This is a genomic window from Adlercreutzia sp. St.1H8 (assembly GCF_059728655.1).
Genome location: NZ_AP039376.1, coordinates 288397 through 305269, shown reverse-complemented (window position 1 = coordinate 305269; position 16873 = coordinate 288397). Strand labels below are relative to the sequence as shown.

Below are 16873 nucleotides of genomic sequence, written 5' to 3'. Positions count from 1 at the left end.
TGTGCAGCGTGTTGTCGTGCGGGTAGTAGTTGGTGTAGCGCAGTACGCCGCCGCTGGTGTAGGTGGTGAAGTACTGAGACTGGCAGCGGTTCTGCGCGGCGCCGTTGTGGGTGTGCTGGTTGGTGTCCACGTTGCCCGCGGCGTTGTACCAGTCGGTCTCGCCCGTGGCGCGCACGTCCAGCAGGCCCTGGGCGTCAGCGGCGGCATCGGCCGTCTCCAGGTGGTTCGTCGGGCGCCAGCTGGGCTCGAGCGAACCGTACTGCAGGTCGATCTGGTACAGGTAGCAGTCGTCGATGGCGTACTGCTGCTTGGGCACGTTGTAGTTGATGATGTCCGCGGCGGCATAGCGGCTGCCGGCCAGATCGGGGCTGGCCACCAGGTCGCGCACGAGGGTCGTGCCCCAGGCGGCGGCGAAGTCAATCGTGTAGCCGTCGGCCGCGTTCTGGTACTTGGCCAGCTCATCCGGGCTCAGGCGCAGGGTGAAGCGCACGCCGTTGGGCTGCAGGAACGTCAGGTCGGCGTACTGGAACTGGCCCATGGCCATGGTGGCCGAGCTCAGGTCGAGCGTCTCGGTCTTGAAGCCGCGCACCACGCCGCGGTTGGTGTAGAAGCCGTCGCTCTGGAGGGTGCCGTTCTCGTCGTAATAGTGCGTGAAGTCCAGGTCGTCGGCAGGATCGGCGTTGGACGTGAGCATCTGACGCGCCTTCATCGACACGGAGTCGATGCGCATGGTGATGGTGGCCGCGTCGGAGCGGGCGCGGGTGGAGTTGCGGTAGGTGAAGTGGTAGCCCGCGTCGTCGGCCTTGTTGGCCACTTCCACCACGGCGCGGTTGCCGTTGGCCAGGCTCGTGTTGTTGCGGATGTAGGGGTAGCTGCTGCTGTCCACGGCCGCGAGCGGCTGGCGCGTGCCGCCGTCGGTGGTGGACTTCTGCACGTCCTCCACCGTAGCTTTCTTCGTCGCCGTGCCCGCATTCGGGTGCGCCGAGGCCGGCTTGAAGGCCTCGGACGTGGTGGTGGCGTAGTAGCTGGTGACGTTGACCTTGCACTCCGTGGTGCGGTTGATGTTGCCGTAGTAGGACGACAGCGGGAAGTACGCCGTCTTGGACGACATGAGATTGCTGTAGCTGTTCGCGTCGGTCACGCTCGTCTGGGTGCCGTGGGTGCGCACGTCACCGTAGAGGCGCGCGGTAAACGACGTGTCCTGGGACTCGTCGGCATTCCACACCAGATTAGAGGCCATGGACTGGTATATCAGGCGCACGGTGCCGATGGGACGGAAGTCCTCCCCTGCCGTCAGGTACGGCGTCAGGGTGGCCTCATCCAGGGGCAGGATGAGCGTGCCCTGCTCGCCCTTGACCGTGCTGCCCAGGTACGTCTCCAGGAAGGCGTCGTCCAGGGGGATCTTGGCCATGGGCGTGGCCTCAGGCGTCGCGTGGTCGCCGTTGTCGTGGTAGACCGTCTGGTCATAGCCGTAGATCCACAGCTCGCCGATGGTGCCGGCGCGGTTGCCCCACTCGTAGGCAACGTCGGGATTCGCGGCGAAGTCATCCGGGGTCAGCACGGGATGGCGGCCGGTGGTGGCATAGCGCTGCCAGCCGTCCACCTGCAGCTCCTTCAGAATGAAGCCGCGAGCATCGCCGTTGGGATTGGAGACCTCGTTGATAACCAGGTCGTAGTAGCCGTTCTCGGCCGTGGAGCGCGTGTTGTTCTCCAGGACGTACTCGTACCACGCCCACTCGGTAGGCCCGGTCGGATCGTTCTTGTCCACCGTCGGGCCCTCGCCCCAGCGGTAGGGCACGTAGCTGTTGGCATTGAAGATGGTCCGGTCGATGTCCTTGCCATCGGCGTCGGTGTAGCCGTCCTCCACCAGGGTGACGTTGCGGTGATCCTCGCTGGAGGTGCCGCCCGTCCAGTTGAAGGTGGTGCGAATGGAGGGCTCCGCCGTCAGCGGCAGCATGGTGGAGTAGTCGCTATCGGTGGTGCGGGTGGCGGTGTTCTGGTTCCAGCTCTCGGTCTTGTACTCGGTGCTGAAGGTGGCGTCCAGACGCATGGTCACCGCGCGGCTCGGCGCGCCGAACACGTCCAGGTACGCGCCGTTGCCCGCAGGCTTGCCCGCGGAGTCGGTGGTGAAGCCGGGCACATTGGAGGCGAAGCCGGGCAGGTGGTAGACGGCCTTGAGCAGGTAGTTGCCCGCATGGGCCTCGGTGCCGGCATCGGGATCGGCATCCTCGGCGTCGCTCTTCCAGGCCTCCTTGGGAATGTCGATGACGATGCGCTTCTTGCCGGTCACGTCGTCGGAGGCGCCGTCGTAGATGTCCTCTTCCACCACGTAATCGGCCAGGTTCAGCGTGACCGAGGGCGTGGAGGGGACGGCGGCGGCGAAGCTGCCGTTGGCGTTGGCCGTGGTGCCCACGGCGGTGGCGTCCTCGCGGCCCACGGTGTAGAGGTCCACCGTATAGCCCTCCAGCATGGCCTTCACGTCGTCCACGGTCAGGGCGTCGTAAGCAGCCTGGTTGTAGGCGGGCACGTCATAGGATCCGATGGTCTCGTACTGATCCTTGAAGTCAGCGTTGTTCTTCTCGGCGATCTTGCCGGCCAGGATGGCGGCCATGGCCTGGTCGCTCAGGTACAGGTGCGTCACGTCGAAGCCGCGCCACACGCCGTCCACCAGCTCGGAGTACACCGGGCCCACGTTCAAGCGCGCGTGGTCGAGGGCGTAATCGGACGTGTTGGTCAGGCTCAGGCGCCAGCCGGAGCTCTCGGAGCCCATGAGGGTCTCCAGCTCCTTGTCGTCGAAGTACTTGCCCGGATCCTCCGGCTTCTCGCTGCCGTCCCACGTAAGGGCCGCGCGGTCGGTGCCGGGGCGCGGGGCGCCCAGCAGCGTCTCGCCGATCACGTCAGGCTTGATGGGATCGATCTGGGCCACCAGAGTAGCGCGATCCTCCAGATCCATGCCGTTAGAGCGGTTGAGCAGGCTCGGGCGGTCGATGATGGTGCTGTTCTGGCGGATGGTGATGCCCAGGGTCTTGTGAGGCAGCGCCTGGTTGCCGTTGGTGTCCTTGGTCAGCGCCGGGTTCACGTGGTTGAAGAGCGTGTCCACGCTGTCGGCAGCCACGCCCGACACGCTCGTGCCGTTGATGGCGTTGCCCCAGCGGCCGTAGCGGTCGTCACGATGATCCCAGCCCTCGCCGGGGGTCAGCGCGCCCGAGAGCGAGGTGTTCTCGCCGTAGCAGGTGTTGAACGTGGCGGCCAGCGTCACGTTCTTCTGCGACACGTCGGTGCGGCCCAGCACGTCCACGGCGGCGTTGTCGGCCTCGCGCACGTTGGCGTTGAAGTGCGCGAAATCCACGCGCGCCTTGAGGAAGTACTCGCCCTCCCACACCTCAGACGGGATGACCAGGTTGCCATCGGCGTCCAGGGTGGCGCCAGCAGCCTGGATGGTGTCGAGCGCGAAGGTGCGCGTGACCGTCACCGTGCCGTCGAGCGCGGTGTGCGTGACCACTGTGGTGCCGTCGGCGCGGGTGATCGTTACCTGCGTGCTGCCGTCGGCCAAGGTCTCGGTCTCGACCGTCTCCCCCGGAGCCGGGTCGGGATCGCCCCCGTCCCCGTCGCCGCTTCCGTCGCCGGAGCCGTCGCCGTCGGCGGCAGGCTTCGGGTGCGTGGTGATGGCGATGGTCTTCACCGCGTTGCCACGGGCGGTGCCCAGCTTGTCCCACGTGGCCGCCTGGAGCAGGCCCGCAGACAGGCTGATGGTCTTGGCATCGAAGGTGCGCCATGCGTTCTCGTAGTCATCGCGCTCGTCGGCGGTGCCGCTCACGCTGCCGTCGGGCACGGCCTCCTTGGGCATGACGCCCACCTCGACGTAGCTGTCGAACATCTCATAGGCGCCGTCGTAGACGTTGGAGTCCGGATCCCACGTGCTGTGGCCGCCCGGCAGGCTGGCCACGTTGTTGTTGGCCATGACCACCGTGGGGTTGGCGTAGTTGGTCAGCGCGAAGCGCCAGCCCGCGCCGTAGTAGCGGAAGTAGGCAGCCTCGGTGTCCTTCAGGACGCCGGCTGCCAGCGCGCCCATGGGCGTGGCGCCGTCCACGAAGTACGCCTTGGCCGTCACGTTCTGGCTGGAGGCGGGCATGTGGGCGAACAGCTCGCCCCAGTCGCGCGTGTTGGTCAGCTCGTCGTAGTTGTTGGGGCTGTAGCTGTTGTAGCCGTTGGGCTTCTTGCCCGCGCCGTAGTCAGACCCCGCGTACAGGTAGTTCCACTCCGCCACGTCGTAGGTGGTGCGGAACTCAGACGGCAGCTGCACCACCGTGTAGTACCAATCCCAGAACTGGGTGACCGTGTTGCCGTCGTCGGCCTCCCAGCCGTCGTTGATGCACCAGGTGTCGGTGATGGCGCGACGCTTGTCCACATCGGGCGAGTCGATGGTGTAGCCGAAGAAGTCGACGTAGGCGTCGGTGCCGGTCAGCCCCTTCTGGAAGTAGTCGTACTCGATGGTCACGCCGGCCAGGTCGCCGTCGAGCCACTTCTCGCTCGTCAGCACCACGTCGTCGCCGGCGGCGTCGTCGAACCACTGCTTCACCTGGTCGGCGTCGTAGGTGGTGGTGTGCAGCTCGCTGCCCAGCTTGCCGGTGCGGGCGGTGACGGTGCTCTTCACGCCGCCCGTGCCGTGCACGTCGCCCTGCCAGGTGGTGGTGTTCCACTGGGAGTTGGCCTTGGCGTCCTTCGCATACCAGCTGAAGGTGACGGACTTGATGCGGCTCACGTCGGCCGTGGTGCCGTCGTCCTGCTTCACGTCATGCTCGATGCCCGCGTCGAACAGCGCGCGCGAGAGCGTGAGCTGGGTGGTGCGGAAGCCCGCGTTCTGCAGCAACGCCGGCGCGGCCTCGTCAGACACCGGCAGAATGGGGCCGATGTTGATCTGCGCGCCATGCGGCATGGCGTAGAGCGAGTCGTTGGTCACCACGGCACGGTAGCCCACGTGCTCGTCCTGCCAGTAGGCGCGGGGCTCGGTGCCCCAGTCGACGGAGCGGCGCGGCGTGAGCGTGGGCGTGCGCGGAATGTCACGCGCCGTCTCGGCGCTGCCAGCGGTGGCGTACTTGTCGGTGAGCAGGCTGTGCTCGGTGTTGGCCGCGGCCGCGTTCTTGTAGCCCCACATCTCCACCTTGGGGCGCACCGGCGGCAGCGCCACGTTCAGGCGCGCGCCCACGGTGGACGTATAGGGCGCGTTGCCGCTCAGGCTCGCCGGCTTGGCGGGAGCCGCGGTGTTGCCCTTCTGCGTGCTGTAGGGGTTGTAGTCGTAGCTGGCGGTGCCGTAGGTGTAGGCGTGCGCCCGCGCGTTGGCGATCCAGGCGGGGGTGAACACGTTGTTGCGCGCGTTGTTCACCACCAGGGTGCCGTAGCTGCTGTTCGCGGCGTACTGGTCGTTCTTGTTGTTGGTGTTCCACCACTGGGTGATCCAGTCGGTGCGGAAGGTGCCGTACATGGTCTTGTCGAGCCAGCGGTAGGAGCCGGTGCCCCAGAACTCGAACCAGGCGTCGTCGGCGTTGGTGGTGCGGGCGGCGAAGTCGCGCATATGCGCCTCGACGTTGAGGAAGTAGTGGCCGCCCCACAGCGCCTTGTTGATGACCACGTTGCCGTCGGCGTCACGCTGCATCGTCACGGTGCCGTCGGCGTCGAACGCGGTGAGCAAGCCGTCGGCCATCCGGATGTCGTCAAACCAATCGGCGGTGCCCACCAGGGCCGCCACGTCCGCGTCCGTCGCGTCGGTGGCGTTGGCGAAGGTCTGCAGGTCGTCGCCGGAGAGGGTTACGTCACCCGGCGTGACGGCGTCGGCAGCGGCGTCGTAGGCTGCGTAGAAGAGCTTGAGGTCGCGCAAGTTAGTTTTGGTAAACATACCGGCGCCTACCACCACGGCCTCCGTGGTGAAGTTGACCAGGTTGCCCTCGTACTTGTTGTAGGGCAGCGCCTCGGTGGCAAAGTACGCCTTGCGCATACGGTAGTCGGTGTCGTTGGCCAGGGTGAAGCGGAAGCCCGATCCGGACTCCTCCCAGTACGCGGTGGTGGTGGTGTTGCGCTTGAGGTTGCCGTTGGTCTGGTCCGCAGTGCCGTTGTAGGGCGCGGTATCGCCATAGCCGCTGTCGGAGGCGGGGCCGTCGGAGCGCATGAACGTCTGGGCGGTCACCACCTCGTTCACCTCGTAGGGACGGCCGTACACCCACGCGGTGGCCGCGCCGGCCTGCCACACGTTGGCGCCGCGCCAGTACTTCTCCCACTGGGCGATGAGGCGCTTGAACTGCGGTGCGCGAGTGGCGTCGTAGGCGTTCTCGGGCTTGGTGACATCAGACACCGTGCCGCCATCCGAACCATACCTCACGAAGTCGCCGATGCGCGTATAGCCGTTGCCCCAGCCGTTGGGCCACGTGGCGCCCTGGGCCCAGCTGTTCGGCCAGCCGGCCTTCCAGCGGTTGGACGTGGCGTAGGCGTAGGCGCCCTCGCTCGTGCCGTCCCACTTGTATTTGGCGTAGCCCTTGACGTTGGCGCCGTAGGGCTGCTTGGGCTCATCCAGGCGGTAGTGCCAGCCGTCCTGCTTGTAGGTGCAGCCGAACCAGGCCGACAGCGGCATGTCCAGCACGCTGTTGGCCTCGCCCCACACGTCTACGTAGCAGTCGTCGGTGTTGAGGCCGGCGCCCACGCCCACGGACGTGAAGCGCACCACGGCATTGGTCATGAAGCCCTGGCCCCACTCGTCCCACGGGATGACGAGGTTGCCGTCGCCGTTGACGTAGCCGGCAGCCAGCAGGTCGGCGTAGGCCAGCACCTTCGTCTGCTTGGCGGGCGCAGGCGCGCCGTCCGCCACCTGCGGGTAGTAGGTGACCTCCACTTCCTTGATCTCAGAGTTGGCCATGAGGCCCTTCGAGATCATGATCGCCTTGGACTGGTAGCCGCGCTTGGCGTTCTCGTAGTCCTCCACGTCGTCGCGACCGGGGATGTCCTCGTTGGCTATCTCGGTGCTGTAGGGGCTCTCCTCGGGCTTGGTGGTGGTAGCGCCCGTCTCGGGGTCGGTGTAGAGCTTCTGGGAGTCGGTGCCAATCTGCAGCTCGGACTCGAACATCTTGCGGCCGGGCAGGACGTTGCCCTTGCCGTCGTCGCCGCCGTTGTACACGTGGAAGCGGTAACCCGCGCCGTCCTCGCCCCAGAACGCCTTGGCGCCGGTGCCGTAGTTATCCGGCGTGGCCGCGCCGCCGATGCCCGACGCCGCCATGGCCTCGTCGGCCGTCTTGGCGTTGTCGAAGTAGGCGTTGGCCGTCACGTTCGTGCGCGGCATGCCGGCGATGGCATAGAGGTTGGCCTGGTCGTCCGAGAACGTGAGCTCGCCCGCGGCCGTGGTGTGGCCGGCCTTGCCCAGCAGGTCCCAGTCCTTGTTGGGGTAGGTGGCCTTCAGGCGGCTGTCTGCCTGGATGGTCACGTAGTAGTTGCCCACGTAGGCGTTGTAGCCGATGTAGCGCAGCTGCACGTTCCAGCCGCCGCCCGTGCAGCCCCAGCCGTGGGTGGCGCCGGCATGGAGGATGTCGTACTGGTTGGCGTACGCGTTGGGGTCATCCGACTCTGCATGGTACGGGTCGGTGGCCAGCGACACGTTGGCCGAGTCGATGGCATAGCCGAACAGGTCGGCCCACGCCTTGTCGGCCTCGGTGACGTTGGCGTCGATGCGCTTGAAGTGCACCTCGAAGTAGTAGGCCTCGCCCTTGTTCCACTCATCGTGTGGGATGGACACGTTGCCGGCATCCAGCGTACCGTCGCCGTCGGCGTCCCAGTACTGCTTGAGGTCGTTCCACTTCAGGTCCACGCTCAGGCCGCCGGGAATCTGCGCCTGGTTGCCGCCCACCTGGGTAGACGTGTTGGTCGACGTGTTGGGCAGGCCGGTGAGCAGGCCCGAGCCGCTGCCCGAGCGCATCTTGGTGCCCGCGGGCACATAGCGCACGGTGATGCGGTCGATCTCCGAATGGGCGAGCAGGCCCTCGGAGAGCGTGAGGTCGGTGGTGTGGTAGCCGAGCGTCTCGTCAAGCGCCTTGCCGTAGCTGTCCCAGCGCGGCACGAGGTTGCCGATGGTGAGCTTGGCACCCAGGTACATGGGGAAGTCCGACTTGTTGGTGACGATGGCGCGGTAGCCCGAGTTGCGCTCCTCGCGGTAGGCGATGGGCTTGTCCATCTTGATTTCCTGCGCCACCACCGGGTACTGGTTATAGTAGTTCTGCGCGAACTGCTGCTTCTCGCGCACGGTGCCCAGGGCGTAGAGCGTGTCCTGGTTGATGTGCATGGTGGTCAGGTCCTCGGTACCCGGGTTGAGGATCTGGCCGTCCACGGCCTGCGCGTGGTTGGCGTTGGTCTCGGAGCCGTAGGCGCCGATGGCGGAGTTCGGGCGGATGGGCGGCAGCACCGAGTCCAGGGCCACCGAGCTCGTCCACGAGCGCGTCCAGTCGTCGATGGCCTGCTTCGTCTTGAACTTGGCATCCAGGCGGAACTCGCCGCGGTTCGTGGTGGTGCCGCGCAGCTCCACGAAGGCGTCCGTGGCCTTGTTCACCCAGCCGTTGAACTTGCTGTAGTCCAGCACCAGGCCGGACAGGTAGCCGTTGCCCCAGGCCTGCCAGTCGATGACGATGTCGCCGTCGGCGTTGACCGACACCACGTCGGTGGCGGTGGGGTTGCCTTCCTCGTCGAGCACCTTGGCCGTGGCCCAGCCCGGCAGCGCGGTGACGGCGGTGCCGTCGTCCTTGCCCTCGGCGTCGATGCCGTGGCCGTAGACCCACTCCACGACCTCCTTGAGCGGCAGGGTCTTGAGCTGCGGGTTGGCCGTGTCGGTCATGTCATAGTACTCGATGTAGGCGTCCATCATGTCGCCGGCGTAGGCGGCCTGCTTGTCACCGGCCGTCACGCCGCCCTGCGGGTTCACCTGGAACAGCTCGCGCGAGAGCACCACCTGGCGCGTCTCGTAGTCGACGAACTCCTCCGGGGCGTTCTCGACGCGGGCGTCGGCGAGCGTGGACTTGGGCAGCGGGCCCACGGTGAGCGTGCCGCCCAGGCTCATGGCGTACTTGGTGTCGTTGGCCACGGTCACCTTGTAGCCCGAGTCGTAGTCGTAGTAGGCCTTCTGCTTGGCCAGCTGGAAGCCGGCCACGTCCTCCTCCACCGTGCCGGTGGCGAACTTGGAGCGGCTGCCCTCGGTGATGTGGATGTCGTCGCTCTTGCCGTCGGCGGCCAGGTTGGCGATGGCCTCGATGAGCGGCGTGCCGTCAGCCGGGTAGGGCATGCCCTCGAACTTGCCCTTGGAGTCGGTGGCCGTGTTCCAGGTGGCCTTGGCGTAGTTGGTGCTGAAGATGCCGCCCAGCTCCATGGTGTCCTGGTTGACGATGGTGCCGTTCAGGTCGATGTAGCCGCCGTCGTCCGGGGTGAGGCCGGAGCCGAAGTCGGTGAAGAACTGCTCGAAGCCGCGCAGGTAATGGGCGTCCGTCCAGGCCACGTTGTCCTCGAGCGACACCACCACGAAGCCGTCGGCCGTCACGCTGATGCCCGCGTCGGCGATGCGCTGGGCCGACACGTCCAGCGTGCCGGCGGTGATGGCCGCCTGGTCCTCGGCCGTGAGCGTGCCGGTGGCCGCGCGCAGCAGCGCGCCGTCGATGATGAAGTCGCTCTTCTCGGTGGGCGCCGTCTCGTTGGCGTCGCCCTCCAGGCAGTAGGTCAGGCGCAGGTCGGAGAGCACGCCGCCCAGGAGCCGGTCCTCGGTGTGATCCGCCGCGGCTGAGCCGTCGGGCACGCGGTTGCCGTTCGCGTCCACCGAGACGGTCATCGGCTTCCACAGCGCCGGGCTGATGACGATCTTCTGCGAATCGTAGTCGGTGCGGCCGTTGGTCTTGAAGGGCACCTTGAGCGGGTCCTCGTCGGTCTTGGAGACCGGCTTGCCCTGGCCCTGGGACTCCTTGAGCACCCAGCCGCCCTTCACCACGGCGTTGCCGATGGAGTAGTTCGAGTCGTTGGACACGGTGATGCGCCAGCCGGTGCCCGGGTCGCCGATGTAGCCCTCGAACACCTTGTCGCGGCCGGCGTCGTCCTTCTCGATGACCGGCTTGCCGTTCTCCATCACGATGCTGCCGTCGTCGTTGCGCTTGTACTCCCAGTTGCCCAGCAGCGCGCTCGGGTCGCCGGGCACCTTGCTCTCGCGCATGCCCTCCACCTTCACCTTCAGGTTGTAGGGGGCCTTGCGCGACGTGAACGACGCGGTGGCGCTCGCCGCCACGTTGCGGTTGCTCAGGTTGGGGGCAATCTGCTCGTAGGCGGTGGAGAAGCGGCCCGTGAGCGACATGGTGTCCAGCTCCTCAGGCGAGCCCTGCACCTCCACGCACAGCTTCTCGCCTGCGGCGATGCCCTGACGGCCGTTGAACGAGTCGAAGCCGATCTCCAGCGACACGAAGTAGCCCTGCTGGCCCGGCAGCGTGCCGGCCCACAGCTCAGGCGTGAGCACGATGCCGTTGTCCTTGGTGGAGCCGTCGGGGTTGGTGATGACCTCCTTGTGGCTCGCCATGAGCGCCTTGAGCTCCTCGCCCTCGATGACGCGCGTCTGCGTGGTGAGCGCGCCGCCGCCCGCGCCGGGTGCGGTGCGGTATCGCAGGGTGAGCTTGGTGATCTCGGACGAGTCGAGGATGCCCTGGCTGATGCCGATCTTCTCCACGTTGAAGCCCGCGCCCTGGGTAGAGCCGTACATGTCGCCCACGGTGAAGGTGGCCGGCTCCATCTTGGAGTAGTTGGTGTTGTTGAGCGTGAAGCGCCAGCCCGCGCCGTCGCGGCTGAGGATGGGCTGCCGCGTGCCGTCGTTGGAGCTGATGGCGGCCTTGTCGTCGTAGAGCGAGGCGGCCGACGAGATGGCCGTCGCCTGCACGGTGGGCACCGGCGCCTTCGCCTGCAGGAAGCCGCCCATGGCGCGCTCGGAGGTCTCCAGGTTGGAGGCGTATTCCTGGGATACGTAGTTCCACATGCGCTTGCCGTAGCTCACCGACATGGTGTTGCGGTAGTCACTCTGCGGGATGGGCATGACGCCGTTCACCTTGAGGGTGACGGGCACCTTGATGTTGGCCTCCACCGGCGTGGACATGACGATGCGCATCTCACCGGTGAACTTGAGGTTGTCGGAATCCGGGTCGTCCTCGTTGGTCGCAGGCGCCACGCCGGGCAGCGGCGCGATGTCGCGGGCCTCCAGCTTGGCAGCCAGGCTCGTGGCCTTGGTGGTGCCGCCCAGACGGTAGACGTGGGTGTAGGTGGTCTCGCCGTCGGCGTTGGTCTTCTCGCGGGTCTCCACGTACTCAGGCTTGCCCAGGTTGACCCACTCGTAGTCCTCCGCGTCCGGGTTGTCCGGGTCGTTGGCCGGGCTCGACACCTGGAACTGCGCCACGGCGCTGCCGTCCGGGTTGCCCAGCGCTACCTGGTCGATGAAATCATTGGGGAAGACGTCGAAGTACTTCGCCAGGGCATGATCGGGCTTGCTCGGGTCGTGGGGGTAGTCCGTCTCGATCTCGAACTCCAGGTTGTACAGGCGGAAGTAGTCCGGCAGGCTGTCGGTGATCTCGGGGCCGGCCGTCAGGCTGCTGGAGTTTTCGCCGTAGAGGGGCATGTTGCCCTTGGTGGTGAAGTCGTAGATCTGATAGCTCACCGGATAACCCAGGTAGCTCTGGGTGGTGGTCATCACCGGCTCGGGATCCTTCTCCTGGATGGCGCCCGACGCCAGGGTGCGGTAGGTCTCCAGCGCGCTCTTGGTGGCGGTCATGGTGGCCTCGGGCAGGCCAAACGGCGCGGCGAACTTGCGCTCGTTGTCCGACCAGGAGTAGTCCTTGCCCTCGCCCAGCTTACCGAAGTAGATGGTGGTTCGCGGCTCGAGATCCACGTAGTAACCCAGGCCCTGGCTACCCACCGACTGCTGGATGTTGGTGGTATAGGGCACCGCCATGAGGAACGAGAAGTGCCCGTCGGTTCCATCCTCCAAATTGCTATTGGGATACAGGTGACCGCCCTCAGTGCCCGACACGGTGAAGTTGACACGGCCGGACTCGTTGTTGGTGCGGTACGGGATGGGCTTGGTCTTGATGTCGGGCTTGCCATCGACAAGGGGAGCGTCGACGATCTCGTACTGGTCGTCGTTGCGATCGTCATAGACCTTGGTGCGCTTGACCACCTTGCCCGAGTCGTCCGTCTCCTCCACGTAGCTGAAGGGGCGGGCATCCGCTCGGGCCATGATGGAGTCGATGTTGGCGAAGGTGCGCATGTCCAGCACGTCGTAGTCTTGCGGGAGCCAGTTGGTGGTGTCGTAGATGAGTACACCGCCGGAGTTAGGCACGCCTATGTACTTGGCGGAGTCGGGGACGGCCCCCGCTCCGTCGCCTGTGTAGTCCTTATCCCATATCGGGTTGCGGACGGCCTCGCCCGAGCCCGTCGGATACTCGTACCACTGCTTGAGGTCCTGCTCGGTGATGCCCTGGTTGTTGTTCATCTGCGTGTTATGCACGCGGAAGAAGTACTCCAGGTAGTCGATCTCCGCCGAGCCGGTGGACGTGTTGGAGGTATCCACCTTGTACACCATATAGTTGTAGCGGTCGTAGAGCACGTTGTCCGAGATGGCCTCGTAGGTGGTCTTCCACGTAAGGTTGGTCTTGAGCAGCGTGATGGTGCGGATGGAGTTGGCCGTACCCGTGCCGACGGCGGCGTGATACTTATTGCCAGGTTTCCTGTCCGGATAGTACAAAAGCTCCGTGGCGCCCCTCAGGGCAGAGAACACATAGGCGTCGCCGCCGTAGGTGATGGAGCCGCCGGCATTCTCGGGAATGTCGCCAAGCATCTTCACCTCAACGGAGGGAGACCGCGTCATGTGTCCCTCCACGTACAGCTTCTGGTTGAACTGAGTCGGGCTCGTCTCGTCCGTCTCGCCGTGCCAGATGAACTTGAGCGTGCCCGTCAGACCCTGGGAGAAGTTCAGCCCCTCCATGGCCGGATTCTTCTTCACGATCTCGGCTATGACGGCTGCTCCCTCATCAGTTGAGCCGCCTTGCGTAAGGTACTCATCCAGACACACCAGGTTATAGAAGGGATCGTTCTCCTTCACGGCAACTCCGGGGACCTCCAAATAGACGCTCCAATAGTTCAGCATCTGGTTCTGGTTAGCCCCTAGGCTGATTGCGAAGAGCTGGGCCTGCGAGGGATTAGCCGGATTGCCGTCATCAGCATAACCGCCGTGGTGCTCAACCCACTCTGGATAGCTATAGGTAGAGGCCGTGCCGCCCTCGCTGTTGGTATAGAGGTACGGGACGTTCAGCTCCAAGGAGACAGCCATCTCGTTATAGCCGCACACAACCTTGCTCCAGTTGTAGTCTTCGAGCAGCCAGTAGTTTTTCTCGTTTTCGGTTTTCGCCTTCGCGATCTCATCGGTGTAGTACCCCAGGGTTAGCCCGTCTTCCACCGCCCGGTTAATGGCGTCGTTGGCCGTGGAGACAGAGGGCGACTCCTTATCGCTGCCGGGAGTGTAGACGCCGGTAGCGGGGTCGACGGTGCCGTAGTAGTCATCGGTATACCTGCTGTATCCGCCGAAGTAGCCGCTCGTGGCGCCAATGTTGATGGCCAGCTGCAAAGAGGGGCTCTCCTGATCGTTGACCAGGTAGACGCCCTTTCCGAGGGAGGTTGACACTCCGCTAGGAACCAAGTTGGGGTCAAACAGCTTGTCGTCCAGGGCAATGCCGCTGCTGGGACCGGTGGGATACACCGCGCGCGGGCTCGCGCCGGCGCGCGAGGCGGTGAACGCCATGACGGCCAGGGACACGGCCACCGGATCCTCGCCGTTGAGGGTGTTCATCGGGTCGGTCACATCGTCGAGCGTGGTGACGCCCGCATAGGACATAACCGTGGCGCTCTCGTCAACCAGAAGAGCATCGAATTCGTCCACGGCATTAGGACGCGCGGGGACGTTGGGGGTCCAGGCGCCGGTGGGCTCCTCAGGCTCCGGCTCGTCGGCGGGCTCGGCCGGAGCGTCGGCGGCGGGCTCGTCGGCAGGCTCGCTGGGCTCGTCGGCGGGCTCGTCAGCCGGGTCGTCGGCGGGCTCGCTGGGCTCGGTCGGCTCGGCGGGGGCCTCGGGCTCCTCGGGCGCCGGGGGCAGCGGGAACGCGAGGGTCTGGGCGCCCAGGGCCACCGTCTGGGTGGCCTCCTCGTCGGCCAGCACGGCCTCCGCGTCGGCCTGGTGGGTGGCGTCGATCTTCTCTTCCTGGACGAGCTTGGCCTTGAGGTTGGCGGTCAGGGCCATGGTCAGGTCGGTGGGCTGGAAGGCCGTGCCGTCCTCCGCCGGGACGAGGGCGTCCTCGTCATAGGCCACGGCCACGAAGAAGACGCGCTCGGTGTCCTGGGCGGTCTTGGAGCTCTTGGCATCCTGGCGCGGGCCCTCCTGGGCGTCCTTCGGACGCAGGTCGAACGTGATGTCGGCCCCGCGCTCGCCCACGGCCACGCCGTGGGGCATCTTCACGTCCTGATCCTCGGCCAGCTTGGCCAGGGCCTCCTCATCGGCAGGATCGAGCGCGGCGCGCTGCTCGTCGGTGAGGTCGGTCATGTCAAACGCGAAGCTGCGCGCGGCGTTGAGCGTGCCCTTGCCGTCGATGTCCGGCAGGTCGGTCAGGCGCAGGACGGCGCCGTTGAGCGCGTAGTCGCCCTTGGCGGCGCGCACAGTGACGGCGAAGGTGGCCCAGCCCTCGGCCTCGCCCATGGTCGGGGCGGCCAGCGGGGCCACCTCGGCGACCACGCCCACCTGGGGCGCGACGTTGGTCAGCGTGAACTTCACCGCCTCCGGCTCGGAGAGCGGGATCACCACGGTGTCGGCCTTGGGCTCCTGCTTGCCGTCGGCAGCCTCTTCCAGCGCGGCAGTGTAGCTGCTCACGGCGTAGCCGGCGGTCACGTCCAGGCGCTGGTCAGCCGGGATGTCGCCGGCGATGCGGGCGGTGAGCTGGGGCATCGGCGCGTCGGCAGCCAGCTGGCCGCGCGTCTCAGGCACGGTGATGCCGTTGTTGTCCTGCACGCCCTCGTAGCGGAAGACGATGGTGCCGGAGAGGCCCGCCTTCAGGTCGGCCGCGGTGCGCTTGAGGTAGCGGCCGCGGTGCTCGGTCCACACCGACCAGCCCGCGGGCAGCTCGTCGGCGCTCAGGACGACGCGCATGCCGAGCGCCTCGCCGCCGTAGGCCTTCCACTCCTCCTGGGAGAGGGTCTGGGTGACCGTGAGCGCATCCGAGCCGGTGGCGCCGGCGGCGGCTGCCAGCTGCGCGGCCGTGGCGGGCGTGCCGTCGGCGTTGAGCGCATAGACGAAGGGAGCGGTGAACGTGAGGGCCACCACGTCGGTGTCCTCCACGGCGCCCAGGTAGCCGCCGTCCAGCAGCACGTCGAGGTTGCCCAGGTCAGCGGCCAGGTTGAGCGCGGTGCCGGCCAGCGGGTAGGCGCCGTCGGAGGCCTGAAGCGCGCCGGAGGCGGCCACGTCGAAGCCGAAGCGCCCCTGGAGGGCGCGCTTCACGTCGTCGGCCTTGGCGCTGGCGGTGGTCATGAGGTGGTCGCGCTTGGTCTGCTGCAGCTTGTCGGAGACCGAGGGGATCACCTTGTCGGCGTCCACCAGCCCCTGCGGCAGGAAGCTGTCGAGGTCGGGCTCGTTCGCGGCGGGGGCGTCGTCGCCCGCGGCGTCGGCGTCGGAGGGGGTGTCCTTGTCGCCGGCGGCGGTAGCGGCGTCGGCATCGGTGTCGGCGGCGTCGGCGGAGGCGTCGGCGTCTTTGTCGGCGTCGGTCGCGGCGGCGTCTTCCGCGTCCTTCGCGTTCTGGTCGGCGTCGGCAGCGCCGTTCTTCGCGTCATCGTTCGCGGCGACGTTGGCGGCGTCGCCCAGCACGCGGGTGCGGGCCTCGGCGATGGAGGCGTCCGTCCACATGGTGGACACGAGCAGCACCGAGAGCGCCACCGCCAGCACGCGGCGAGGCAGCGACATGACCCGCGGAGCCGTAGTGGCCACCACGCCGCCCATGACCGCAGAGCCGGTCGGGGCCGCATCAGGCGCGGGGGCCGCCGCGCCGTGGGAGGCGCCGCGAGCAGAGGCGGTCGCGGGGGTTGCGGAGCCGCGAGAGGCGGTCGCGCCCGAGGCCGCCGCGCAAGCGGCGACGCGAGCCGCGCCGGAGCCTGCGGCGCCAGCGGAGGTACGAGCCGCGCCGGAGGAGGCGATTGCCTCGGCCGCGGAGGCCGAGACCGTCGCACAAGCGGCATCCGCGTCCGCCGCGCCGGAGCCTGCGGCGCAAGCGGCGCCAGAGCCTGCCGGGCCCGCCGCATCTGCGCCCTCCGCGCCATCGGCCGTGCCGCAAGTCGCGTCGCCGGCCGCCTTCTGCAGCACGCCGGCCGCCTCGGCAACCGCCTCCTGCGGCGCGACAGCAGCCTCGGCAACCGCGCCATCGCACGCCTCGTGCGCGCCCGCGCGTACGCGAGAGCCCGAGGATGCGGCATCGTCGCAGGTCACGGGCGTCTCAGCCGCGATGTCGCCGGCGAGGGCCTCCACCTCGGAAACCACGCCGACGCGCTTCGCGCATGCGTTCGCGCTTGCGCCCGCGCGTACGCGGAGATCCGCAGCTGCGGCGTCATCGCAGGCCATCAGCGCCTTATCGGGCTGATGCGCAACGCAGTCGCCAGCGTCCGACACGTCTGCCGCAACGTCATCAAGACACGCGGCGACGCGCCCTTCGACGGCATCAGCAGCCGCAGGCGCGACGGCGTCGCTCCTGCGCGCCCGTGCGCGCGTTATAGCCTGAGTCAGCATTTCTCTGAACTGTTGCCCCAT

General features: G+C 67.1%; 1 protein-coding gene (cut by a window edge). It reads right to left on the bottom strand.

Annotated elements, in window-relative coordinates:
* Positions 1–16873, bottom strand: partial view of a PASTA domain-containing protein gene (locus AC6I0Y_RS01175; protein WP_497732430.1) — the 5' end (the start) only. It extends 42236 nt beyond the left edge of the window; the window shows 16873 of its 59109 coding nt (coding positions 1–16873); its start codon is at positions 16871–16873; its stop codon lies beyond the left edge, outside the window.